Raw genomic sequence first — 22,949 nt, forward strand, 5'->3', positions numbered from 1 at the left:
CTACTTGGCCATCGTCAGTCCGTCCTTGGCCGCGCCGCGGCCGAGGACGGCCTCGGCGACGGCGTCCCGCGCGCTCTCGTACTCGTCGTCGCCGGGGTCTTGGGCGAGGGCGGCGGGCAGGTTGACAACCTTCCCGGCGGACAGGTCCATCATCTGCGGGATGAACTCGGCCTTGGTGACCTGCCAGCGCTGCCCCGCGGCGGCCGGCGGGGCGAAGGTGAAGCGGCCGATCGAGCCGTAGTTTCCGCGCATGTCCCGCGCGCCGGAGTAGTTGAACATCTCGCCCGCGACCTGGTCGCCCATGCCGTAGACGATCCACGTCCCGTTGACCTTCTCGTAGGCCTGCGGGATGTGCGCGTGCGTGCCCAGGATCATGTCGATGTCGGGGCGCCCGCCGCTCTGCGAGGCCGTCAGCTCCTTGCCGAGCGACAGCTGCTTCTCGTCCGGCTCGGTCTGCCATTCGGTGCCCCAGTGGACGCTGACCAGGACCACGTCCGCGCCGGCCTTCCGGGCGGCCCGCGCGTCCGCGATGATCTTGTCCTTCTCCATCAGGTTGACCGCCCAGGGCTGCCCCTCCGGCATCGGGTAGCCGTTCGTGTCGTAGGTGTACGCGAGGTGCGCGACCTTCGCCGACCCCGCCGTGTAGAGGGTGGGCGTGGCCGCCTCGGCCGCCGTACGGGCCGAACCGGCGTGTTTCAGCCCGGTCCGGTCGAACCTGTCGAGGGTGCGCTTCAGTCCTTCGGCTCCGGCGTCGAGGGTGTGGTTCGAGGCCGTGGAGCAGCCGTCGTACCCGGCGTCCTTGAGACCGTCGGCGACTTCCGGCGGGGACTGGAAGGCCGGGTAGCCGGTGAACGGACCGCCGTCCTCCCCGTACACGGTCTCCATGTGGCACAGGGCCAGGTCGGCCGCCGAGACCACCGGCTTGACCAGGGAGAACATCGGCCTGAAGTCGTGGCCGTCGCCGTCCGCGTCCGCCGCCGCCCGCTTGATGACCGAGTCGTGCGGCAGTACGTCGCCGGACGCGACCAGGGTGAAGCCCTTCGCGGAGCCTTCGGCCGGCGCCGAGTTCGCCCCGGAGCCTGTGGAGGGCGACGGGGCGCGCGGCTCGCCGAGGCGGGCCGGCGCGGGCTCCCTGCCGGAGGAACAGCCGGCGGCGGCCGCGGCCAGCAGGACGGCCGACAGGAGCGCGAGGGCCCGCCGGGTGCGCTTGGTCATCTGAGCCAGCTCTCATTAGTAGGACTATCTGACTATCTGTAATCCATGGGGAGAGAGGTCACCAGTCGGCCGGCGGCTCCGATGGATCTCCGGGGGATCTCCGGGACGCCCCCCGCGCCCCGGGCGGCCGTTCGCCGCGCCGTTCGACCGTTCACCGCCGGGCACGGCCGCCCACCGGACGACCCGGACGCTTGGGCGCAACGGCGCCACCGGACGGTTCCCGGGACGCTCCGCGCAGGTGAGGGTGGGTGCGTCGGAGCCGAACGGACCCAGGAAGGAGCCACTCGTGCCCCTCTCCCCCACCCTCCTGCGCACGGATCCCGAGGCGCTGGCCGAGCTCCAACGCGACCACGGGCGAGCCCTGTTCGGCTTCCTGCTCGGACTCACGGCCGGGGACTCGCAACGCGCCGAGGACCTCGTGCAGGAGACGCTGGTGCGGGTGTGGCAGCACCCCGAGGTGCTGGAGAGCGCTCACGACTCCATGCGGCCCTGGCTGTTCACGGTGGCGCGGCGGCTCGCGATCGACGCCCGGCGGGCACGGCTGTCCCGCCCGCAGGAGGTGGACCCGGAAGGGCTTGAGCAGGCGCCCGCGCCCGAGGACGCGGTGGCCGGCTCGGTCACGGCGATCGACGTCCGCCGGGCCGTGGGCTCCCTCGGGCCGGAGCACCGCGCGGTGTTGATGCAGGTCTACTTCCAGGACCGCTCGGTGGCCGAGGCGGCGGCGGAGCTCGGGATTCCGGCCGGAACGGTCAAGTCCCGTACGTACTACGCCCTGCGTGCCCTCAGGAAGGGCCTCCAGGGATACGGGTACGGCCTCGGCGCCTGAACGAACCGAATGCATGCGGATCGGACACAAAACGCATCGAAATCGGCCTCAGAGCGTTCAAGTTGGGTAAACATGCCACGTTCCGCGAGTCGCTCGGTGAAGGCTCATGGCTGACGACGGGAAGCTCGACGCGCGGGAGAAGGTGGAACGGTGCAGCCCGAGGGTACGAACGGCACCAGTGACGGCGGGCTCGCGGTGCCCATGGCATGGCTCTACGCCGAGTACATCGCCGACGAACTGCTGCGCACGGGCCGGCTGATCCCGGTCAGTACCCTGGAGTTCCGTGCCGGGCGGGACACGCTCGCGCTGACGATCTACCTCTCCGACGCGGCCGGCCAGCTCTCCGGGATCCGGGTGGTCTCGCAGCTCGACGAGTGGATGTCGCTCACGGCGTACGGGCACCCCTGGCGCGACTGGGTGGACACCCGGTTCCTCGCGCTGGGCGAGGAGGCCCGGGAGCGCGGCGGCGGCGAGGACCCGGACCTGGAGCTGGCCCGGGCGGCCTGGCACTGGCTGGACCGCACCGAACTGTTCGCCACCAACCTCGACCCGGGCCGGACCGGCCACGCCGACACCCCGGCCGGGCTGGACGAGAACGCGCGGGTGTGGACCCCCGCGTGGCAGCTCGGCCTGCCGCTGGGGCACTTGGCGATGCACCTGTTCTGAGGCGGACACCGGACCCGCCGACCGGAGGCTGCGCACAGCGGACGGCGGACAGCGGGCCGGGGGTCAGCCGGGTCGGGGGTCAGCCGGGCCGTCGGTGGATGCTCGGCGCCTCGGCCGGATCCATCACCAGCCCGGTGAAATCGGCCTCGTTGCGCTCGGCCCGGGTGACGTACCACCGGGCGATCAGCCACATCACCGGATAGGCCGCCAGGCCGAGCGCCACCCAGACCAGCGGCCCCGACTCCGCGCGCGACAGGGTGAACAGCACCGGCAGCGTCCCGACGAGCAGGGCGAGGGCGCCCAGCGCACCGAGTCCGGCCCGCAGCTGACTGCGCATCAGGGCCCGGACGTACGTGGCGCCCAGGGTGGTCTGCTCGGAGATCTCCGAGCGGGCCGGGGTGTGCGCGGGCGGGCGGCGCCGGGTGCCCCGCGGCACGCCCGTGACGACCTCGCGCCGGGGCGGCGGCGCCTGCTGCGGGCGCGCGCGGGGCTGCTGCGGGCGCGGCTGCTGCTGCTCGGCCATGGGGCGGCAGTCTACGCAGGCGGAGGTCATTTGAGGAGACGGGAGAGCCTGCGGTCGGCGAGCGGCTTGCCGCCCGTCTGGCAGGTCGGGCAGTACTGGAGCGAGGAGTCGGCGAACGACACCGAGCGCACGGTGTCCCCGCACACCGGGCAGGGCTCCCCGTCCCGGCCGTGCACCCGCAGCCCGCTCTTCTTCTCGGCCTTCAGGTTCCCGGCGGCCACGCCGTGCGCCCGCTCGACGGCCTCGCGCAGGGTCCGCCGGACGGCCTCGTACAGGTGGGTGACCTGGTCCTCGTCGAAGGAGGCCGCCAGTTTGAAGGGCGAGACCTTCGCGGCGTGCAGGATCTCGTCGCTGTACGCGTTCCCGATGCCCGCGATGACGCCCTGGTCGCGCAGCACCCCCTTGATCTGCCGCCGCTCCCCCGCGAGGAGCGCGGCGAACGCGTCCCGGTCGAACCCGTCGGCGAGCGGGTCCGGTCCGAGGCGGGCGATGCCGGGAACCTCCTGCGGGTCGCGCACGACGTAGACGGCCAGGCGCTTCTGCGTCCCGGCCTCGGTGAGGTCGAAGCCTCCGCCCCCTTCCAGGGCGACGCGGAGCGCGAGCGGCCCCTTGCCGGGACGCGGCAGCTTGTCGGGCAGGGCGTCCTGCCAGCGGAGCCAGCCGGCCCGGGCCAGGTGGGTGACGAGGTGGAGCTCGCCGATCCGGACCGCCAGGAACTTCCCGTGGCGGGCGGTGGCCCCCGCCCGCTGCCCTTCGAGGGCGCCGAGCGGCGGGTCGTACGTCTTGAGCACGCTGACGGCGAGCGGGAGGACTCGCTCCACCACCCGCCCGGCGAGGTGCTCGTCGAGGAACTCCCTCAGGGCCTCGACCTCGGGCAGCTCGGGCATACCCCCACCCTCCCCCTGGGCCCCCGCCCCGGCGACCCGGGCGCGGGCTCAGGACATCACGAACTCGCACCAGACGCATTTGCCGCTGCCCCGGGGTTCCACTCCCCAGACGTCCGCCAGGCGGTCCACCAGCATCAGGCCGCGGCCCGAGACGCCGGACTCACCCGCTTCGCGGCGGCGCGGGAGGGCGCTGGAACGGTCCGCCACCTCGACGCGCAGGCGCCGCTGCGGGCCCGTCAGGACCCGCAGGGTCACGATGGCCGGGCCGTCCGTGTGCATCAGGGCGTTCACGATGAGCTCGTCCGCGACCAGTTCGATCTCGTCGGACCGTTCCCGCGCGCCCCACGCCCGTACCGCCGCGCCGATCATGTGGCGGGCCGCGACCAGGGCTTCCGGGTCTCCCGGGGCCACGTGCTGCTGGAGGCGGCCGCCGCCCTGCGGGACGTCCTCCGCCTGGCGGCGCAGCAGGAGCAGCGCCATGTCGTCGTCGCCGCCGCGCTCGTCGATCACCCCGCACAGCCGGTCCGCCAGGCGCGCGAGGTCCGAGGGCCCGCTCCGGACGAGCGCCGTGAGCAGCTGGATCCCGTCGTCCAGGTCCGCGCCCGGGTGCTCCACGAGGCCGTCCGTGCACAGGACGAGCGTTTCCCCCGGGTCCAGTTCCACGGTGGTCACCGGGTACTCCAGGCGGCCGAACTCCGCCGACAGGCTCAGCGGCATCCCGCCCTCCACCGGCAGGCGCCGGCAGTCCCCGTCCCGGGTGCGCAGGAGCGGGTCGATGTGCCCGGCGCGGACCACCTGCAGGACGCCCGTGGCGAGGTCGGCCTCGACGTACGTGCAGGTCGCGAAGCGGTCGGTGTCGAGCTCGTGCAGGAAGACGGAGGCCCGTGCCATGACCGTGCCCGGCGCGTGCCCTTCGGCGGCGTACGCGCGCAGCACGATCCGCAGCTGGCCCATGACCGCCGCGGCGTGCGTGTCGTGGCCCTGGACGTCGCCGATGACGGCCCCGACCCGGCCGCCGGGCAGCGGGATGACGTCGTACCAGTCGCCGCCGATGTCCTGGCCCATCCGGGCGGAGCGGTACCGTACGGCGATCTCCGCGCCCGGTACCGAGGGGATCCGGCGCGGGAGCATCGCCTGCTGCAGCCCCTCCGCCAGATCGTGCTCCTGCTCCAGCAGCATCGCGCGCTGGAGGCTCTGCGCGATGCTGCTGCCCAGTGCGATCAGCAGGTTCCGCTCGTCCTGGGTGAAGCCGTCCTTGTCCTGGTAGAGCAGTCCGATGGCGCCGATCGGACGGGCCTGGGCGATCAGCGGCAGGTACGCGGCCGCCGAGATGTCCATGGACGAGATCTTCGACCAGAGATCGGGATAGCCCTCGGCGAACTCCTTCGCCGAGTCGAGGAAGCGCGGTTGCAGGGAGCGGACGACCTCGCTCATCGGGTACTGCTCGTCGATCCGGGTGTACCGGGTGCCGGGTACGAAACTGTCGGCGGGCCCCTCGGCCACGAGGTGGATCCGCCCGGCCTCGACCAGCCCCATCACCATGCCCATCGAGCCGAGCCGCTCCAGGCCGTGGGCGTCGCCGATGACGTCGATGACGTCCCGTACGGTCCGGGCGTGCGCGAGGGCGGCGGTGGTGCTCTCGACCACCGAGGTCTGGCGGCGCCGCTCCTCGTCCAGGCCGAGGCGCTCGGCCGAGTGGCTGAGCTCCTCGGTGGCGTCGCGGACGATGCCGATGATCCGGAACGGGCGGCCGTCGCGGGCGCGCACGACGCGGCCCTGGGTGTGCGTCCAGCGCAGCTGCCCGTCCTGGGTGCGGATCCGGAAGTACGCGCCGTAGCTGTCGTCGCCGCTCTTGAGGACGCTGGAGACGAGCGCGTCGAGCCGCGTCGCCTCGTCGGCCGGGACGCGCGGCCCGAGGGATTCGGGCCGGCCGTCGTATTCCCCGGGCGTCATGTCGTACACCTCGAGGGCCGCTGCGTCCATGTGCAGGAGACCGGTCTCCAGGTCCCAGTCGAAACTGCCCATGCGGTTCAGCGAGAGCGACCGGTCCGGGTGTGCGGGCCAGTCGTCCGGCAGCGATACGGTGGTCGGCACCGATCCACCATGACACACGGGCCGGTCAGGCGCGCTCCAAGGAGCCCGCCGGGTCCGCGAGCGGTCGCTGCCGGTCCGGGCCGCCGAAGGGGTCGTACGGGGCGTCCCCGCCGTCCTGGCCGGACGGGGCGAAGGGGTCGTCGCCCCGGCCGAACGGGTCACCCTGGCCGAACCGGTCACCCTGGCCGAACGGGTCTCCCTGGGCGAACGGGTCACCGGAGTCGGGACGCCGCGGCATCGAGCCGTCGGCCTCCTGCGGGAGCCCCGGCTCGGCGAAGCCGTCCGCGGGTGCGTCGCCCGGCTGGTTCCGGGGCGCGTCGGACCGCGGCGCGGCCGGGGGCTGCCCGGGCCGCTGCGGCTTCTGCGGGGTCTGCGGGGTCTGCGGCGGAGCCTGGCCGGGGCGGTCCGGCCGGACCTGCTGGTCGGGGCGCGCCTGCTGGTCCGGACCGGTCTGCTCGCCCTGGGCCGGTACGCAGTCCGTGGCCTCGGGGGCCGGGACCCCACCGGGACCGGCCGGCGGCTTCGGCGGGGCCGGCGGAGCGGTCCTGGCCAGGCCGTTCGTCCCGGCGCCGGCGTCGTTGCCGGTCTCGGGCGGGGCGCACGGCTCGGCCGGGGCGGCGGCGGGCGGGGTCACGGGGCCGGTCGGGATGCCGTCCGCCGGGTCGAAGGCGGGGAGGGGCTGAGGGGTGGCGTCCTGGGCGCCGTCGTCGCCGGTCTTGCGCTCCAGCCAGGTGTTGTCGGCGATGTTGACGAGGACCAGGCTCTTGATCGGGTGCGGGGTCGGTTCGATGACGATGACCTGGTGGGGCTGGTAGCCGCTCCACTGGTCGCCCTTGAGCGCCGGGGAGCCCTTCGGCGCGCGCGGCGCCTGGAGCGGGTTTCCGCAGGCGCAGCGGACCCGGGGCATGCCGTGGTCGTCGACGAGGACGGCGGTGCCGGCCTGCAGGACGGACTGGAAGGCGTCCCCGCGTCCGCCGCGGAAGGCGTGGTTGGTGACGCGGGTGTCGGCGCGGAGCACGACCGGCGTCAGGCCGCGCAGGAACTCGGGGAGCTTCGCCCGGTCGACGGAGACGGCCTGGGCGAAGGCCTTGGCCTTGGCCTCGTCCTCGGTGAGCGCGCGCAGCTGCTGTTCCACGTCGCAGCTGCCGAGCCGCTTGGTGCCGGCGTAGAGGCCGGGCGTGGCCGCGTTGACGGTCCGGATGCCCTGACCGGTCGCGTTGGGCAGCGGAGGCTGCGCCGGTGCGGACTCGCCGGTGGCCGAGGTGGTGGTGAAGGGGTCGGGTCCGGCCGAGCCCACGGGCTGGAGCAGGACCTCCTGGCTCTCCGGACCGGCCGCGCTCTTCGGCTCCTCGGGGGCGCCGCAGGCCGCGGCGAGCAGACCGAGGAGCGTGAAGAGGGCGGCGCGGACCGGAGTGTGACGGCGTGGAGCCTGACGAGGTGTCGGTACGTGCACGTGAATCTCCCTTTCGCCCCGGTTGCTCCCTCCTGTCTGCCGCATCCGCAGGAGGGTCGCAACCGGAGCGGCGCGGGGGAGCGGGGTCGGCGCGAGGGCGGACCGGAGGCAGAACCCGGATCGCGTCTTGAACATGTTCAAGGAACCTCGTAAGGTCACGACCGTGAGTTGAACGCGTTCAAAGCGTTCGGCCGCGCGCGGAGGGGAGCCCACGGTGACGGTACTGGTGCATCTGATCGTCACCCTGGGCATGCTCTACGTGATCCCCGCCGGCCTCCGCCTGATCGACCCGGCCGGGCTGCGCACGACGGCACGCGTCTGGCCGCTGCTCGCCGTCCCCGGGGCCGTCTGCCTCTGGCTGCCGCGCGGGGCGACCGCCGCCGTGCCGGCCGCGCTGTACGCCGCCGCCACCCTGGCGCTCGCGGCCCGGGCCCCGGCCCGGCTGCTGCGGACCCTCCGCACGCCGGACGCCCGGAGCGGCCCCCCGGCACCGGCCGAGATCGCCGTGCTCACCGCGCTGGTCGCGCCGTCGGTCGCGGGGACCGCCCTCGTCGCCGAGCGCGCCGGATACCGGCTGTTCGGCTTCGACCTGGACATCCTGGCGCTGACCGTGCCGCACTTCCACTTCGCCGGGTTCACCGCCGCCCTGGTCGCCGGCCTGGTCTGCCGGGCCACCGCGACCGCGCCCGGCAGTACGGCCCTGGCGCGCTGGGCCGCCTACAGCGTCCCCGGCGGGACCCTGCTCGTCCTCCTCGGCTACTTCGTGGACGACTGGGCGGAGCTCGCCGGCGCGGTGGTGCTGACCGGCGGGATGTGGGCGGTGGCGCTGCCGACCTGGCGGGAGATCCGCCCCGGCGCCCGCGACCGCGCCACCGGGGCGCTGCTGGCCACCTCGGCCGCGGTGCTGGTGGCCACCATGCTGCTCGCCCTGTGGTGGGCGCTCGGCGAAGCCACCGGCCTCGTACACCCCACGCTGACCTGGATGGCCGCGACCCACGGTCTCGGCAACGCCCTCGGCTTCGCCCTGTGCTCGCTGCTGGCCTGGCGCCGGCTGACCGTCGACCGAATGGAGATCACGCCATGACCCGCCTCATCAGCGCCGGCCGTGACACCGTCAACTACCCCGACCGGGGCGCGACGCGGCGGCGGCCGCTGCCCGCGGGCTACCACCACCTGCACCACCGCACCCGGATCGGTCGGGGACGGGCCGCCTTCGAGGCCGCCGGCACCGCCGTCACCACCTTCGGTGCCCACCGGGCCTCGGGCATGCTGGTCCGGGCCGGCCACGGCGCGGTCCGCCCCGGGAGCCGGGTGGTGGTCGGGATCGGCTGGGGGCCGCTGCGGATCAGCGCTCCGTGCGAGGTGATCTGGACGGCGTACGAGCCCGCGCGCATCGGTTTCGCCTACGGGACGCTGGCCGGTCACCCGGAGTGCGGGGAGGAGTCCTTCATGGTGTCCCTGGACCCGGACGGCGCGGTGTGGTTCGAGGTGACCGCCTTCAGCCGCCCGGACGCCTGGTACACCCGGCTCGCGGGCCCGGTGGTCCCCTTCCTCCAGCTGCGCTACGCCCGATGGCTGGGCCGCACTCTGCGCAAGCTGGCCGCCGCGGCCTGATCCGCCCGATACTGGAGGGGATGGACTGGTTCACGGCGCCCGGCTACTGGCTCGGCCGGCTGATCTTCCAGCGGGCCCTCGCCGGCGTCTACCTCTTCGCCTTCGTCGCGGCCGCCCTTCAGTTCCGGGCCCTGATCGGCGCGCACGGCATGCTGCCCGTGCCGCGCCTCGTGCGGTACGTGCCCTTCCGGCGCGCCCCGAGCCTGTTCCAACTGCGCTACTCGGACAGGCTCTTCGCCTGCTGCGCCTGGGCGGGGGCGGCGGTGGCCGCGGCCCTCGCCGCCGGAGCGGGGGACCTCGTCCCGCTGGGGGCGGCCATGGGGATGTGGGCGCTGCTGTGGCTGCTGTACCTGTCGATCGTGAACGTGGGGCAGACCTGGTACTCCTTCGGCTGGGAGTCGCTGCTGCTGGAGGTGGGCTTCCTCGCCGTCTTCCTGGGCAACGCCCGGGTGGGACCACCGGTGCTGGTGCTGTGGCTGCTGCGCTGGGTGGTCTTCCGGGTGGAGTTCGGCGCCGGGCTGATCAAGATGCGCGGGGACCCCTGCTGGCGCAAGCTGACCTGCCTCTACCACCACCACGAGACCCAGCCGATGCCGGGGCCGCTGAGCTGGTTCTTCCACCATCTGCCGAAGCCGTTGCACCGGGTGGAGTGCGCGGCCAACCACGTGACCCAACTGGTGGTCCCGGTGCTGCTGTTCACTCCGCAGCCGGTGGCCTCCTACGCCGCCGGGATCATCGTGGCGACGCAGCTGTGGCTGGTGCTGTCGGGCAATTTCGCCTGGCTGAACTGGATCACCATCACGGCGGCCCTGTCGGCGGTCGATTTCACGGGGCTCGCGGGGCCGCCGCCGGCCGCGGCCGCGAACGGCGCGCCCGTCTGGTTCGCGGTCCTGGTGTGCGCGGTGACCGTGCTGGTGCTGGTGCTGAGCCGGCATCCGGTGCTGAACATGATCTCGCGGCGCCAGGTGATGAACCGCTCCTTCGACTCCCTGCACCTGGTCAACACGTACGGGGCCTTCGGCACGGTGGGCCGGATCCGGGACGAGGTGGTGGTCGAGGGGACCGCCGACCGCGTGCCGCGGGAGGACGGGGTGTGGCGGGAGTACGGGTTCAAGGGGAAACCGGGTGATCTGCGCCGGATTCCGCGCCAGTTCGCCCCGTACCACCTGCGGCTGGACTGGCTGATATGGTTCGCCGCGCTCTCCCCCGACTACGCGCGGGACTGGTTCGGGCCCTTCGTGGAGCGGTTGCTGGCGGGCGACCGGGACACGCTGCGGCTGCTCCGCCACAACCCCTTCCCGGACGCCCCGCCGCTCTACGTACGGGCCAGGCTGTACCGCTACCGGTTCACCACCTGGCGGGAGCTGCGCGAGACGGGCGCGTGGTGGCACCGCACGCTGCTGCGCGAGTACCTCCCCCCGACCCGCCTCGCCGGGTCCTCCTGGTCAGAGCCCGAGTAGCACCGCCTCCCGCTCCGCCGAAATGCCCTTGGCCGAGCGGTCGTGGCGCAGGGGGAGGGGGCCGTCGAGGGAACGGAGCCAGGCCCAGGTGTCGGCCACGGTCTCCTCGACCGGGCGGCACTTCAGGCCCGCCGCCAGCGCCTTGGAGACGTCCCCGCCGAACATGTAGTCGTGCAGTTCGCCCTCGGGGAGCCAGATCGGCAGTTCGGTCCAGGGTTCCACTCCGGCCTCCGCGATCCTGTCCTGGTCGATCCAGCGGAGCTCGGCGCCGCCGCCGGTCACGGCCGCGCAGGCCTCGAGGAGCGCACCCATCGTGGCGTGCCCGGACGGGGAGACCACGTCGTACGGGCCGCCGTGCCCGGCCTCGGCCGCGTCGAGGGTCCAGTGCGCGAGGTCGCGTACGTCGATGTACTGGATCGGGAGTCCGGGGCGGCCGGGGGCCGGTGTGGGGCCGCCGCGGGCGGTCCGGTCCAGCCACCAGGGCAGCCGGCCCACGTTCTCGTACGGCCCGAGGATCAGACCGGCGCGTACCAGCAGGGCCCGGTCCCCGAAGGCCTCGACGGCGGCGAGCTCACCGCCCCGCTTGTCCTCGGCGTAGGCCGTGGATCCGGCGTCGGCCGAGCCGTCGACCACCGGCCCGTCCTCGGTCAGGCCGGCGGGGGCGGGGTACGCGTACACCGAGCGGCTGGAGATGTACACGTACCGCCCGGCGCGGGGGGCCAGCAGCCGGGCGCTGTCGCGCACGGCGGTCGGGGCGCCGCTCCAGGTGTCCACGACGAGGTCCCACTCCCCCGCGGCGAGGGCGTCCAGGCCCCCGGGCGCGGTGCGGTCGCCGTGCAGGGCGGAGGTGCCCGGCGGCGGCGCGTGGTGCCCGCGGTGGAAGACGGTGACCTCCCACCCCCGGGCCAGGGCGTCTTCGGTGATCGCTCGTCCGACGAATTCGGTACCGCCCAGCATGAGTAGCTTCATGCGGTCCAGCGTGCGGGGCCGGGGGCCCGGCCGGAAGCCTTGATCGCCCACAGCGATGACGCTCACGGCGTAGGGCCGGCGGGAACCTCCCGCGGGTCCCGGGCGGTCGGCGGGCGCGCACGCCCGCACAGCACCGCGCCCCCGTCGCCGGGTGGCACGGGGGCGCTGCGTGACGGTCGTGCTAGTCGATGCCGGGCAGGATGTGGGGCTCCGCCAGGTCGTCCTCGTAGCCGGCCAGTCGGATCGGGGCGGACCGGGCCCAGACTTCGAGGCTTCCGAGTTCGTCGACGTGAGGGCGGAACCGCGCCCCCTGGTACGTCCTCGGCTTCTCCTCGGACTTCGTCGTCGTGTCTGTCACCGCGCACTCCTTTGTGTCGCGCAACCCGGTGGGCGAGCCGCGCGCCGGGCACAAGGGATAAAGGGTTTCCGGACGCGGTGGCGCCTTGGTGGAGCGTGGCCTGGATACGGCCGGTCTGTGCGACTCAGAGTACACATATGAGCGCGCCTCCGCTCGATGGATTGGCAAAATCCCCTCGACGGCTTGATTTCGCCCGGAATTCAGGAAGTCGTCCGCCGATGTGACCGACTCGGGTGGTCTGCTCGACGCCGGTGACACGACCGGAGTGCGGGCGGCGGAGGGAGCGACGGTGACGGCGAGGTCCGGAGTGCCGGGAGTGCCGGGGGTCGACAGCATCGAGGAGCTGATGGAACTGCTGCTCGCGTGCCGCGGGGCGTGGGACACGCCCGACCGCAGCGGAGACCCGGTCGATCTGCACGATCATGGGCTACAGACTGCGGCACTGCTGCGCCGTTCGCATCCGTTCGACAAGGAGCTCCAAGTCGCCGGCCTGGTGCACGACCTGGGCCATCTGCTCTTCCCCGGGGACGACGCCGGCCACGCCGACCACGCGGCGGAAGCGATCCGTCCGCTGCTCGGCGACCGGGTGGCCCGGCTGGTCCGGCTGCACGTGCCGGCCAAGCGGTACCTGGCGGCCGTGGAGCCCGACCGGGCGCTGTCCCCGCAGAGCGCGCTGACGCTGCGCGCACAGGGCGGGCTCATGGACGCGGCGGAGGTCCGGGCCTTCGAGGCCGATCCGGACGCGGAATCGGCGGTGACATTGCGCCAAGCGGATGACGCGGGCAAGGTCGTCGGGCTCGACGCGGGCGTGATGGAGGACTGGCGTCCGGTCCTGGAGCTGGTGGCGGCGCGGGCGTACGAGCACACGCCCTGAGACGGCCGTGCCCCGGCCCCTTCGAGAGGGACCGGGGCACGGGACCGGGACGCGGGGCGACCGGCGCGGGGCCGCCGGGCGCGGGGCCTACCAGTTGGCGGGCGCGTAGTCCTTGAGGAAGACGCCGTACAGGTCCTCGCCGGCCTCGCCGCGGACGACGGGGTCGTAGACACGGGCGGCGCCGTCGACCAGGTCGAGCGGGGCGTGGAAGCCCTCCTCGGCGAGGCGGAGCTTGTCGAAGTGCGGGCGCTCGTCGGTGATCCAGCCGGTGTCGACCGAGGTCATGAGGATCCGGTCGGTCTGGAACATCTCCTGGCCGCTGGTGCGCGTCACCATGTTCATCGCGGCCTTGGCGGCATTGGTGTTCGGGTGCCCGGCGCCCTTGTAGCCGCGGCTGAAGACGCCCTCCATCGCGGAGACGTTGACCACGTACGCACGCCCGCTGGCCGCACGGCGGGCGGCCTCGGCCATCGCCGGGCGCAGCGCGCTGATCAGGATGAACGGCGACGTGTAGTTGCACAGCTGGGTTTCCAGCAGCTCCACCGGGGAGATCTGGTCGATGGTCTGCACCCAGGTGTTGGTCTCGACGACGTCGGGCAGCAGGCCGCCCGCGTCGATGGCGGTGCCGTCGAGGTGCCGTTCGATGCTGGCGTTGCCCGCGACCAGGGCGAGGTCGGCGACCTTCTGCGCGTCGAGCCCGCTGACGCCGACCGGCAGCGCCGCCAGGCCGTCGACCGCGCCGGAGTTGAACGCACCGATGACGTGGTGGGCGGGGAGCTCGCCGGCCGGCAGCGGGGCGCCCTCCCCCTCGACCAGCGCGGCGTACGCGCTGGGCAGGCGGCGCACCGTCTGCGTCGCGTTGTTGATCAGGATGTCGAGCGGGCCGGCCTCGGCCACCTGGTCGGCGAGGGCCACGGCCTGGGCCGGGTCGCGCAGGTCGAGTCCGACGACCTCCAGGCGGTGCATCCAGTCCGCCGAGTCCTCCATCGCCTTGAAGCGGCGGATCGCGTCCTTGGGGAAGCGGGTGGTGATCGTCGTGTGGGCGCCGTCGCGCAGCAGCCGCAGCGCGATGTACATGCCGATCTTGGCCCGGCCGCCGGTGAGCAGCGCGCGCTTGCCGGCGAGGTCGGCGCGGGCCTCGCGCTTGGCACGGTTGTGGCCGGCGCAGTCCTGGCAGAGCTGGTGGTAGAAGTAGTCGACCTCGACGTACCGCGTCTTGCAGATGTAGCAGGAGCGCGGGCGCTGGAGTATCCCGGCGATCCGGCCGGCCTCCGTGACCGAGGAGGGCAGGATGCCCTCGGTCTCGTCGTCGATGCGCTCGGCGGAGCCGGTCGCGGTCGCCTCGGTGACGGCCTTGTCGTTGGCGGTCTTGGCGGCGCGGCGCTCCTGGCGGCGGCGCTGCTTGACCGTGCGGTAGAGGCCGGCGGTGGCGCGGCGTACGGTGATGGCGTCGGGGTGGTCGACGTCGATCTTGTCGAGCTCCTCGAGGACGCTGAGGCAGAGCGCCAGCCGCTCGGGGTCGATGCCCGGCCCGTAGGCGTGGTCGTCCGCGCTCACGTGGTTGTCTTCGGTCACCGTCATGGCCGCTGCCGTTCCTTGCTCACTCGTCCGCATCCGCCTGCTGCGGAAGTCCCAAAACCGCCACTGTACGGATCCGACGCGCCCGGAACCAAACCCGTCGCACCACGTCTCACGCACCGCGACGGGGCGGTCACCTCGGGCAGCGCCCGGTCGGTGGACGGCGGGGGCCGCTGTACTCCTTCTGGAGTATGCCTGGGGTATGACTGGTGACCACCTGTAGGCGGAGGAATAGGCCGCTGAGGTCGGGCATTGTGGAATTCATGAGTGTCCTTGCGCTGTCGGTCCTGCTCTGCCTGGTCTCCGCCCTCGCGTACGCGGGCGGCGCGATCGTCCAGGAGCAGGTCGCGGCGAGCACCCCCGACCGCCCGTACGCGCCGCTGCGCCGGGCCGGCTGGTGGTGTGCGGTCGGGCTGAACGGCCTGGGCGCCCTGCTGCACGTGGTGGCCCTCGCGTACGGCCCGCTGAGCCTGGTCCAGCCGCTCGGCGCGCTGACCATCGTCTTCGCGCTGCCGATGGCGGCCCTCTTCGTGCACCGCCGGGCGGGTGCGGCGGCCTGGCGCGGGGCGGTGATGGCCACGGTGGGGCTGGCCGGGCTGCTGGCGCTGACGGGCGGGGACGCGAATGCGGACCGGCCGCTGGCGGGCGGGGAGCGGAGCCTGCTGCTGATCCTCACCGCAGCCGGGATGGCCGCGCTGGTCCTGGCCGCGCACCGGACCCACCGGCCGGTGCCGCGCAGCGTGCTGCTGGCGGTCGCGGCCGGCTCGGCCTTCGGCATGGCCTCCGTGTTCACGAAGTCGGTGGCCGAGAACGCCGAGCAGCCCTCCTTCGCCCCGGACACGCTCGGCGCGCTCGGCGCCACGTGGCCCGATCTGGCGGCGATAGCCGTCCTGGCCTCGGGCGGGCTGGTGCTCTCCCAGGCCGCCTACCGGGGCGCGGGGCTGGCCGCGCCGCTGGCCACGCTGACCGTGGTCAATCCGGTGCTCGCGGCGGCGGTCGGCATCTCGCTGTTCGACGAGGGCTTCCGGTTCGGGGCGGCGGGCACGGCGGCCGCCCTGGCCAGCGGCGTACTGGCGGCGGCCGGCCTGATCCTGCTCGCGGTCGTGCCGCCGCACGTACGGGGGTCAGATGCTGACGCCGCGGCCCCGGAGGTACTTCAGGGGGTCGATGTCGGAGCCGTAGCCGGGGCCCGTGCGCATCTCGAAGTGCAGGTGGGGTCCGCTGGTGTTGCCGGTGGAGCCGGAGCGGCCGATCCGCTGCCCGCCGGAGACCTGCTGCCCGGCCTTGACCCCGAGGGCCGAGAGGTGGGCGTACTGGGAGTACCGGCCGTCGGCGTGCCGGATGACGACCTGGTAGCCGTACGCACCGGCCCAGCCCGCGGAGACGACGGACCCGGGGCCGACGGCCTTCACGGAGGTTCCGGTGGAGACGGGGAAGTCGATGCCCGTGTGGTAGCCGCTGGACCAGGACGATCCGGCCACGTGGTACGCGGTGCCGATGGCGGCGTCCACGGGGGCGACGAAGCCGGCCGGGGCCGGCTGCTGCTGGGCTGAGGCGGGAGCGGGGGCGGGCTTCTCGGCCGGCTTCTCCGCGGGTTCGGGAGCCGGCTTCTGCGCGTTCGGCTCCACCGGCTTGACCGGCTCGGCGGTCCGCGGCGGCTTCTCGGGGTTCTGGGCGGGCGGCGCCGCCGGCGGGGCGGGCGCGGCGGTGACGCGCAGGGTGAGCCGCTGGCCGGGGAGGATCAGGTTCGGATCGCTGCCCACGGTGGCCCGGTTGGTCTCGTACAGCGCCTGCCAGCCGCCTTCGACGTGCTGGCGGGTGGCGATCGCCGAGAGGGAGTCGCCGGGCGCGACCACGTACGGGTTGGGCAGGACCGAGGTGCCGGTCGGGCGCGGCGTGGTGGCCGGCGGGGCGGCGGGCTTCGCCTCCTTGACCTGGACCTGGACCTTCACGCCCTGGCCCTGGCCCTGCGGGGAGACGGCGGGCGCGGGGCCGCTGCGCGAGAGGCCGGCCTGCTTCCCGCACACCGGCCAGGCCTGCGGGCCCTGTCCGCCCAGGACCTTCTCGGCGACGGCGATCTGCTGGTCCTTCGTGGCCAGGTCGGCGCGGGCGGCGTACGCGGTGCCGCCGAAGGCGCGCCACGTGCTCTGGCTGAACTGGAGCCCGCCGTAGTAGCCGTTGCCGGTGTTGATGTGCCAGTTGTTGGTGGACTCGCAGTCCGCGACCTTGTTCCAGGTGTCCACCGAGGCGGCGTGGGCGGTTCCGGCGCCGATCAGAGGGAGTGCGAGTCCCGCGCCACCGGCGGTGACGGCGAGCGAGGCGCGGTTGATGCTGCTCGGCTGGTACCGGCGGTGCCGACCCCGTACACCCATGGGAGCCCCCATTGAAGACATCAGGAACCGCACAACTTAACGGCGCGATCAGGGCATGACAAGGGGCGCAACAGGGCGCACACCCGGGGAAGTTGACATTGATTCGCATGGCGGGACGGCTCGCGGCATCTTCGCCCATGTAGCGTCGCTCCCACCCGCACATCGAAGCACTCAGGAGCGCATGCATGAGCAGCACCGCCCAGATCGGCGTCACCGGGCTCGCGGTGATGGGGAGCAACCTCGCCCGGAACTTCGCCCGCAACGGCTACACGGTCGCGGTCCACAACCGCACGGCCGCGAAGACCACCGCCCTGGTGGAGGAGTTCGGGCACGAAGGTTCCTTCGTCGCCGCCGAGTCCGCCAAGGAGTTCGTGGACGCGCTGGAGCGGCCGCGCCGTCTGATCATCATGGTGAAGGCCGGTGAGCCGACCGATGCCGTGATCCGCGAGTTCGCCCCGCTGATGGAGCCGGGGGACGTCATCATCGACGGCGGCAACGCCCACTTCGAGGACACCCGGCGGCGCGAGAAGGAGCTGCGCGAGCAGGGCATCCACTTCGTGGGCGCGGGCATCTCGGGCGGCGAGGAGGGTGCGCTGCTCGGCCCGAGCATCATGCCGGGCGGCTCCGCCGAGTCGTACGCCTCGCTCGGTCCGATGCTGGAGAAGATCTCGGCGAAGGCGAAGGACGGCACGCCGTGCGTCTCGCACGTCGGCCCCGACGGCGCCGGACACTTCGTCAAGATGGTGCACAACGGCATCGAGTACGCCGACATGCAGCTCATCGCCGAGGCCTACCACCTGCTGCGCGAGGTCGCCGGCTACTCCCCCGCGCGGATCGCGGAGACCTTCCGCGGCTGGAACCGGGGCCGGCTGGACTCGTACCTGATCGAGATCACGGCGGAGGTGCTCGCCCACACGGACGCCGAGACCGGGCAGGCGTTCGTCGACGTCGTGGCCGACGCGGCCGAGCAGAAGGGCACCGGCCGCTGGACCGTGCAGATCGCGCTGGACCTGGGCGTGCCGGTGTCGGGCATCGCGGAGGCGGTCTTCGCCCGTGCGGTTTCGGGCCACGCCGATCTGCGTGCGGCCTCCCGCGGGCTCGCGGGCCCGACGGCCGCGCCGCTGTCGGCGGAGGCGGCGGACGCCTTCGCCGCCCAGGTGGAGCAGGCCCTGTACGCCTCGAAGATCGTCTCGTACACGCAGGGCTTCCACCAGATCCAGGCGGGCAGCGAGGAGTACGGCTGGGGCGTGGACCTGGGCGCCGTGTCCTCGCTGTGGCGGGGCGGCTGCATCATCCGGGCGGCGTTCCTGGACCGGATCCGCACGGCGTACGACGCCCAGCCGGACCTGCCGAGCCTGCTGGCGGACCCGGGCTTCGCGCAGGAGATCGGCGAGGCCCAGGAGGACTGGCGTGCCGTCCTCGTGGCTGCCGTGTCACACGGCATCCCGGTGCCGGCCTTCGCCGCCTCCCTGGCGTACTACGACGCGCTGCGCGCGGAGCGGCTCCCGGCGGCCCTGACCCAGGGCCAGCGTGACTTCTTCGGCGCGCACACCTACCGGCGCACCGACCGCGAGGGCTCGTTCCACACCCTCTGGAGCGGCGACCGCTCCGAGGTCCGTACGGCCTGAGTCCGTACGGGCCCGCTCCGCGTGCCGCTCAGGGGCCCGGGCTGCGGGATCGGCGCGGGCCCGGGCGGCGGCGGGATCGGGTCGGGCTCGGGCACCGGCGCGGGCACCGGCGGCACGGGCTGCGGAATCGGTCCGGGATCCGGGAACGGGTCGGGCACGGGTACGGGCGGCACCGGGTCGGGTCCCGGAACGGGCGGCTCAGTCATCTCTACGTTTCGCACCATAAGCCCCACCTTCCCCGGATCCACTCCCCTACGCCCGTCGAAGCCCGGTACTACTCCGAAGGATCAACGGGCCGCGTGGAGGGCCGCCGTGAGGCCGGGTGCGGGGCTGGAGAGGATCGGGAGGGCGCTCTTCGCCCGCGCCGCGGCTTCCGCCATCGAGGCCTGGGCCAGGACCACGACGTCCGCCTCCGTGACCGCGTCGGCCGCCCGGGCCACCAGGGCCAGGTAGCCGGCGGTGTCGCCGGCCTCGAAGCGGGGCCAGGCGTCCGCGACCACGTGCGTGGTGACCGACACCGGGAGGCCGGCCCGTTCGGCCTCCTCCTCCAGCAGGGCGACCGTCGGGGCGAGCGTCGACTCCACGGTGGCCAGCACCGCGACGCGCGGGCCCCCGCGCACGGCCCGCGCGGCCATCGGGCGGTCGACCCGGAGCACCCGGACGCCGAGCTCCGGCGCCAGGGACTCCGCGGCGGCTCCGATGGTCGAGCAGGTCACGAGCACGGGGCCCGCGGAGCCGGCCAGCAGGTCGCGCAGGGCCGGGACCACCGCGTCCGGGCCCTGCGCCCGGGCCCGCTCCAGCAGTTCCGGCACCACGAGGTGGCGCAGTACGGCGCCGGGGTGGTCGCGGTCCCGCAGGGCGTCGAAGACCGGCACGTGGACCGGCGAGGTGTGCAGCAGGGTCAGGGGGGTCACCACAGATCGGGGTCCCTGTCGAGCTGCGCCTTCGCCGCGGCGACGACCCCGGCCGGCGCCCCGGGCGCCTGGTCGGGGTGCCTGGCCGCCCAGCCGGCCGCGTACGGGCACAGCGCGACGACCGGCACCGCCTCGGCCGCGGCGATCCCGTAGAAGGTCTTCACCAGGTCCCCGGCGATGCCCCGCCCCTCGTGCCCCGGCTCGACCACGGTGTGCACCGCCACGAGGGCGTGGGGCGCCGCGTCGAGCACGAAGTACGCGATGACGCCGACCACCTCCCCGCCCTCGAGGGCGAGCAGCCGTCCCGCCTTCCGGTCGTCCTTGAACTCGACGGCCCCGGCCCCGGTCTGCGACATGGTCCCCGACTCCCCTCAGACAGCCACCGCGTGGGGGCTGCGCTCCTGGTCCGTTCCCGGCACCGGGGCGGACGGATCCGCACCCAGCTCGATGATGCGGTTGTCCGCGTCGACGTGCACGACGCGCGGCTTCAACACCCTTGCCTCGGCGTCCTCGACCTGTGCGTAGCTGATGAGGATGACGAGGTCCCCGGGGTGCACGAGGTGTGCGGCGGCGCCGTTGATCCCGATGACCCCGGAACCGCGCTCGCCCTCGATGACGTAGGTCTCCAGCCGCGCCCCGTTGGTGATGTCCACGATGTGGACGAGCTCCCCGGGCAGCAGGTCCGCCGCGTCGAGCAGATCGGCGTCGACGGTCACGGAGCCGACGTAGTGCAGATCGGCCTGGGTGACCGTGGCCCGGTGGATCTTGGACTTGAACATGGTGCGCAGCATGGAACGACTCCCGGTGTGTCTGCTCCCCGCCTGCGGTGTGCAGGTCGAGGGCCGCCTCGCAAGGGCGGGGCCAGCCTACGCAGCCGCGGGCTCCCCGACCAGACCGGGCCGGGCTCGGCGGGCAGGGCGGAGGGGGCCTCCGGCGGGGCTCGACCCAGGCTGCACAAGCGGTGACGCAGAGCGATAATCGGAAGCAGTACGCAGAGAGTCGTTCCGCGGATCGGGAAGTGGGGCGCAGTGATGCACGACCCGGTGTTCCACGATGCCTCCGGCGTGGTTGCGGAACCGGGCGACGAGACCTACGCCCTGCTGGATGCGCGCGGGGTGGTCATCGGGTGGGGGCAGGGGGCCGAGCGGCTGCTCGGGTACACCGCCCGGGAGGTCCACGGACTGCGCGGGGCCGATCTGCTGCTCGCGCGCTCCGAGCTCGGGCACGCGGTGCTGCGGCACCGGAGCGGGCGTGCGGTCGAGGTGGCGCTCCACGCGCGGCCCATGTCGTCCACGACCGGGGAGCGGCAGTGGCTGATCCAGGCGACGGACACCGACGCCACCCGGCGGCGCGAGCTCAGCGAGGCCCTGATCAGGGGGTTGTTCACCGAGTCCCCTTTCCTCATCGACGTCTTCGACACCCAGCTGCGCTTCATCGCCCAGAACGACGCCCTGCGGCGCGGTGCCGGCTTCGCGAACGAGGAGTTCGTCGGGCGCACGATGTCCGAGGTGGCGCCGCCCGACCTGCTGGACATGGCGGCCCTCGAAGCACGGCAGCGCCATGTCCTGGAGACCGGTGAGGCGCTGGTCCAGACCGAGGTACGGGGCCTGCTGCGCGGCGATCCCGACCGGCAGCACGTCTGGTCCGAGACCATCCTCCCGCTGCGCAGCAGCTCCGGCGAGCTGATCGCGCTCGCGCACACCGTGGCCGACGTGACCGAACGGGCCCGGGCGCGCGAGCGGTTGGCGCTGGTCAACGACGCGAGCACGCGCATCGGCACCACGCTGGACGTGCTGCGCACCGCGCAGGAGCTCGTCGACGTGGCGGTACCGGAGTTCGCCGACCACGCCTACGTCGACCTGCCCGCCCTGGTCTTCGGCGGCGAGGAGCCGCTCGTCGGCACGGTGGGCGAGACCGTGACCCTGCTGCGCGCGGCGACGTCCTCCGCACCCGGGATACCGGTGAAGGCGACGGTCGCGACGGGCGATCCCGACCCCTTCACCACCGGGCCCGGCTCCCTGTTCACCCGGGCCATGGCCGGCGGCGAACCGCTGCTGCTGACGGGCGAGGAGCTGATCGCGGAGCTCGCCCCGGTCGACCCCGGGCAGGCCGCGCGGGTCCGCGCGTACGGGGTCCACTCCTGGCTGCTCGTACCGATGTCGGCCCGCGGGGCGGTCCTCGGCGCCGCCGTCTTCGTACGGCACGCCCGCGCCCACGGCTTCGAGCCGGACGACGTCCTGCTGGCCGAGGAGATCTCGGCGCGCGCGGCCGTCTGCATCGACAACGCGAGCCGCTACACGCGCGAGCGCACGGCGGCCCTGGCCCTGCGGCGCAGCCTGCTGCCCCAACGGCTGCCCGTGCTCGGCGCCTTGGAGGCGGTGACCCGCTACCTGCCGGCGCACGGCCAGGCGGAGCTGGGCGGTGCCTGGTACGACGTGATCCCGCTGTCGGGCGCGCGGGTGGCGCTGGTGGTGGGCGACGCGCAGGGGCACGGCCTGAACGCCGCGGTGACCATGGGCCGGCTGCGGACCGCCGTGCGGACCCTCGCGGACCTCGACCTCTCCCCCGACGAGCTGCTCTCCTACATGGACGACCAGATCCACCGGTTCGTGGACGAGCACGGCGACGACGGGGCGAGCGGGTCGCGGCGCGGCGGCGCGGCCGGGACGACCTGCGCGTACGCCGTCTTCGACCCGATCACGCGGCAGCTGGCGGTGGCGTGCGCGGGCCATCCGCCGCCCGTCCTCGCCCCGGTGGGCGGGGAGCCCGCCATCGTGGCCCTGCCCGGCGGGCCGCCCCTCGGCCACGGCGGTTCGCCGTTCGAGAGCGCCGAGATGAGGCTGACCGACGGGGACGTACTGGTGCTGTACAGCCACGGCCTGGTCGCGGCGCCGGACCGGGAGGTGGACCTCGGCCTCGAGCGCCTGCCGGAGGCGCTGTCGGGCGTCGCGCTCACCCCGCCGAACGGGCTCGACCAGGCCTGCGACGCGGTGATCGGCCGGCTGCTCCCGGTGCTGCCGCAGAACGACGTGGCGGTGCTGATGGTGCGCCTGCACGAGCTGCCGTCCGAGCACCACGTCACGTGGGACCTTCCGGCCGAACCGGAGATCGTGGCGCGCGCCCGGACGCTCGCGACGCGGCAGCTGGCCCTGTGGGGCCTGCAGGAGCTGGAGTTCACCACGGAGCTGGTGGTCAGCGAACTGGTCACCAACGCCATCCGCTACGGCACCGAGCCGATCCAGCTGCGGATGATCCGCGACCGCGAGCTGATCTGCGAGGTGTCGGACGGCAGCAGCACCTCCCCGCACGTACGGCGCGCGGAGGAGACCGACGAGGGAGGGCGCGGGCTGTTCATGGTGGCGCAGCTGGCCCAGCTGTGGGGCACCCGCTACCACGCCCGCGGCAAGACCATCTGGGCCGAACAGCCCTTCCCCGAGGGGTTCCTGGAGGAGGCCGAAGCCTCCCCCGGGAAGGGTTGAGCGCCGCGCCCCGCCGTGTGGCGGGGGCGGCGGCCCAGC

At 73.7% G+C, this 22,949-nt stretch carries 20 protein-coding genes and 1 pseudogene; 9 read left to right on the plus strand and 12 right to left on the minus strand.

Annotated elements, in window-relative coordinates:
- The gene (locus ACFY1T_RS18440; RefSeq protein WP_390789073.1) at positions 1-1,215 is read right to left on the minus strand and encodes a CapA family protein; all 1,215 of its coding nucleotides are present in this window, start codon (positions 1,213-1,215) and stop codon (positions 1-3) included.
- Between the two features lie 286 nt (positions 1,216-1,501).
- Here ACFY1T_RS18440 and ACFY1T_RS18445 point away from each other — a divergent pair, with 286 nt between their 5' ends.
- A complete protein-coding gene (locus tag ACFY1T_RS18445; RefSeq protein WP_390789074.1) occupies positions 1,502-2,041 on the plus strand; it encodes a sigma-70 family RNA polymerase sigma factor in 540 nt (179 codons plus the stop codon).
- A gap of 201 nt (positions 2,042-2,242) precedes the next feature.
- Positions 2,243-2,707 (plus strand): hypothetical protein, encoded by a 465-nt coding sequence (locus ACFY1T_RS18450; protein ID WP_390789138.1) that lies wholly within the window; start codon positions 2,243-2,245, stop codon positions 2,705-2,707.
- Positions 2,708-2,786: 79 nt separating this feature from the next.
- Here ACFY1T_RS18450 and ACFY1T_RS18455 read toward each other — a convergent pair whose 3' ends face one another.
- The 4 genes from ACFY1T_RS18455 to ACFY1T_RS18470 form a co-directional block, all read right to left on the minus strand.
- A complete protein-coding gene (locus tag ACFY1T_RS18455; protein ID WP_390789139.1) occupies positions 2,787-3,143 on the minus strand; it encodes a hypothetical protein in 357 nt (118 codons plus the stop codon).
- A 113-nt stretch (positions 3,144-3,256) separates the two neighbouring features.
- The gene (locus tag ACFY1T_RS18460; protein ID WP_390789075.1) at positions 3,257-4,117 is read right to left on the minus strand and encodes an Fpg/Nei family DNA glycosylase; all 861 of its coding nucleotides are present in this window, start codon (positions 4,115-4,117) and stop codon (positions 3,257-3,259) included.
- 48 nt (positions 4,118-4,165) lie between these two features.
- On the minus strand, positions 4,166-6,229 hold the full coding sequence (locus tag ACFY1T_RS18465; RefSeq protein WP_390789076.1) for a SpoIIE family protein phosphatase: 2,064 nt from the start codon (positions 6,227-6,229) through the stop codon (positions 4,166-4,168).
- Positions 6,230-6,236: 7 nt separating this feature from the next.
- Positions 6,237-7,664 carry a DUF6777 domain-containing protein gene (locus ACFY1T_RS18470; RefSeq protein ID WP_390789077.1) on the minus strand — a complete coding sequence of 476 codons (1,428 nt, stop codon included), beginning with the start codon at positions 7,662-7,664 and terminating at the stop codon, positions 6,237-6,239.
- A gap of 214 nt (positions 7,665-7,878) precedes the next feature.
- On the opposite strand from ACFY1T_RS18470, the gene ACFY1T_RS18475 reads away from it, so the two are divergent.
- From ACFY1T_RS18475 to ACFY1T_RS18485, 3 genes are read left to right on the plus strand one after another with little or no spacing between them, the layout of a single operon-like run.
- Positions 7,879-8,748 (plus strand): YndJ family protein, encoded by an 870-nt coding sequence (locus ACFY1T_RS18475; protein WP_390789078.1) that lies wholly within the window; start codon positions 7,879-7,881, stop codon positions 8,746-8,748.
- The gene (locus tag ACFY1T_RS18480; RefSeq protein ID WP_390789079.1) at positions 8,745-9,278 is read left to right on the plus strand and encodes a DUF1990 family protein; all 534 of its coding nucleotides are present in this window, start codon (positions 8,745-8,747) and stop codon (positions 9,276-9,278) included. The genes ACFY1T_RS18475 and ACFY1T_RS18480 overlap by 4 nt, the downstream gene beginning before the upstream one ends.
- Before the next feature lie 20 nt (positions 9,279-9,298).
- On the plus strand, positions 9,299-10,738 hold the full coding sequence (locus tag ACFY1T_RS18485) for a lipase maturation factor family protein (protein ID WP_390789080.1): 1,440 nt from the start codon (positions 9,299-9,301) through the stop codon (positions 10,736-10,738).
- On the opposite strand, the gene ACFY1T_RS18490 is transcribed toward ACFY1T_RS18485, so the two are convergent.
- Together ACFY1T_RS18490 and ACFY1T_RS18495 are read right to left on the minus strand one after the other, a co-directional pair.
- Complete coding sequence (locus ACFY1T_RS18490; RefSeq protein WP_390789081.1) at positions 10,724-11,707, minus strand: NAD-dependent epimerase/dehydratase family protein; 984 nt, start codon at positions 11,705-11,707, stop codon at positions 10,724-10,726. The genes ACFY1T_RS18485 and ACFY1T_RS18490 overlap by 15 nt on opposite strands.
- Positions 11,708-11,888: 181 nt before the next feature.
- Positions 11,889-12,065 (minus strand): hypothetical protein, encoded by a 177-nt coding sequence (locus ACFY1T_RS18495; protein ID WP_384706988.1) that lies wholly within the window; start codon positions 12,063-12,065, stop codon positions 11,889-11,891.
- Between the two features lie 346 nt (positions 12,066-12,411).
- On the opposite strand from ACFY1T_RS18495, the gene ACFY1T_RS18500 reads away from it, so the two are divergent.
- Positions 12,412-12,939 carry an HD domain-containing protein gene (locus ACFY1T_RS18500; RefSeq protein ID WP_390789140.1) on the plus strand — a complete coding sequence of 176 codons (528 nt, stop codon included), beginning with the start codon at positions 12,412-12,414 and terminating at the stop codon, positions 12,937-12,939.
- Positions 12,940-13,026: 87 nt separating this feature from the next.
- On the opposite strand, the gene ACFY1T_RS18505 is transcribed toward ACFY1T_RS18500, so the two are convergent.
- Positions 13,027-14,520 (minus strand): SDR family NAD(P)-dependent oxidoreductase, encoded by a 1,494-nt coding sequence (locus tag ACFY1T_RS18505; RefSeq protein WP_390789082.1) that lies wholly within the window; start codon positions 14,518-14,520, stop codon positions 13,027-13,029.
- Positions 14,521-14,780: 260 nt separating this feature from the next.
- On the opposite strand from ACFY1T_RS18505, the pseudogene ACFY1T_RS18510 reads away from it, so the two are divergent.
- Positions 14,781-15,536 (plus strand): annotated as a pseudogene (locus tag ACFY1T_RS18510) (DMT family transporter); the annotation flags it as partial.
- 105 nt (positions 15,537-15,641) lie between these two features.
- Here the strand turns inward: ACFY1T_RS18510 and ACFY1T_RS18515 are convergent.
- Positions 15,642-16,889 carry a transglycosylase family protein gene (locus tag ACFY1T_RS18515; protein ID WP_390789083.1) on the minus strand — a complete coding sequence of 416 codons (1,248 nt, stop codon included), beginning with the start codon at positions 16,887-16,889 and terminating at the stop codon, positions 15,642-15,644.
- Between the two features lie 185 nt (positions 16,890-17,074).
- Between ACFY1T_RS18515 and gndA the strand changes: the two genes are divergently transcribed.
- Positions 17,075-18,517, plus strand: coding sequence for an NADP-dependent phosphogluconate dehydrogenase (gndA, locus tag ACFY1T_RS18520; protein WP_390789084.1), 1,443 nt, complete (start codon positions 17,075-17,077; stop codon positions 18,515-18,517).
- A 287-nt stretch (positions 18,518-18,804) separates the two neighbouring features.
- On the opposite strand, the gene ACFY1T_RS18525 is transcribed toward gndA, so the two are convergent.
- The 3 genes from ACFY1T_RS18525 to panD are packed head-to-tail and all read right to left on the minus strand — an operon-like array spanning position 18,805 to position 20,222.
- On the minus strand, positions 18,805-19,434 hold the full coding sequence (locus tag ACFY1T_RS18525) for an aspartate/glutamate racemase family protein (RefSeq protein WP_390789085.1): 630 nt from the start codon (positions 19,432-19,434) through the stop codon (positions 18,805-18,807).
- Positions 19,428-19,787, minus strand: a complete 360-nt coding sequence (locus tag ACFY1T_RS18530; protein WP_390789086.1) for a GNAT family N-acetyltransferase — start codon at positions 19,785-19,787, stop codon at positions 19,428-19,430. The genes ACFY1T_RS18525 and ACFY1T_RS18530 overlap by 7 nt, the downstream gene beginning before the upstream one ends.
- 15 nt (positions 19,788-19,802) lie before the next feature.
- Positions 19,803-20,222 (minus strand): aspartate 1-decarboxylase, encoded by a 420-nt coding sequence (gene panD / locus ACFY1T_RS18535; protein ID WP_030870250.1) that lies wholly within the window; start codon positions 20,220-20,222, stop codon positions 19,803-19,805.
- Positions 20,223-20,462: 240 nt separating this feature from the next.
- Between panD and ACFY1T_RS18540 the strand changes: the two genes are divergently transcribed.
- The gene (locus ACFY1T_RS18540) at positions 20,463-22,910 is read left to right on the plus strand and encodes a SpoIIE family protein phosphatase (RefSeq protein WP_390789087.1); all 2,448 of its coding nucleotides are present in this window, start codon (positions 20,463-20,465) and stop codon (positions 22,908-22,910) included.
- The last annotated feature ends 39 nt before the right edge of the window (positions 22,911-22,949 follow it).

The organism is Streptomyces sp. NPDC001194, from assembly GCF_042896985.1.
Taxonomy (GTDB): Bacteria; Actinomycetota; Actinomycetes; order Streptomycetales; family Streptomycetaceae; genus Streptomyces.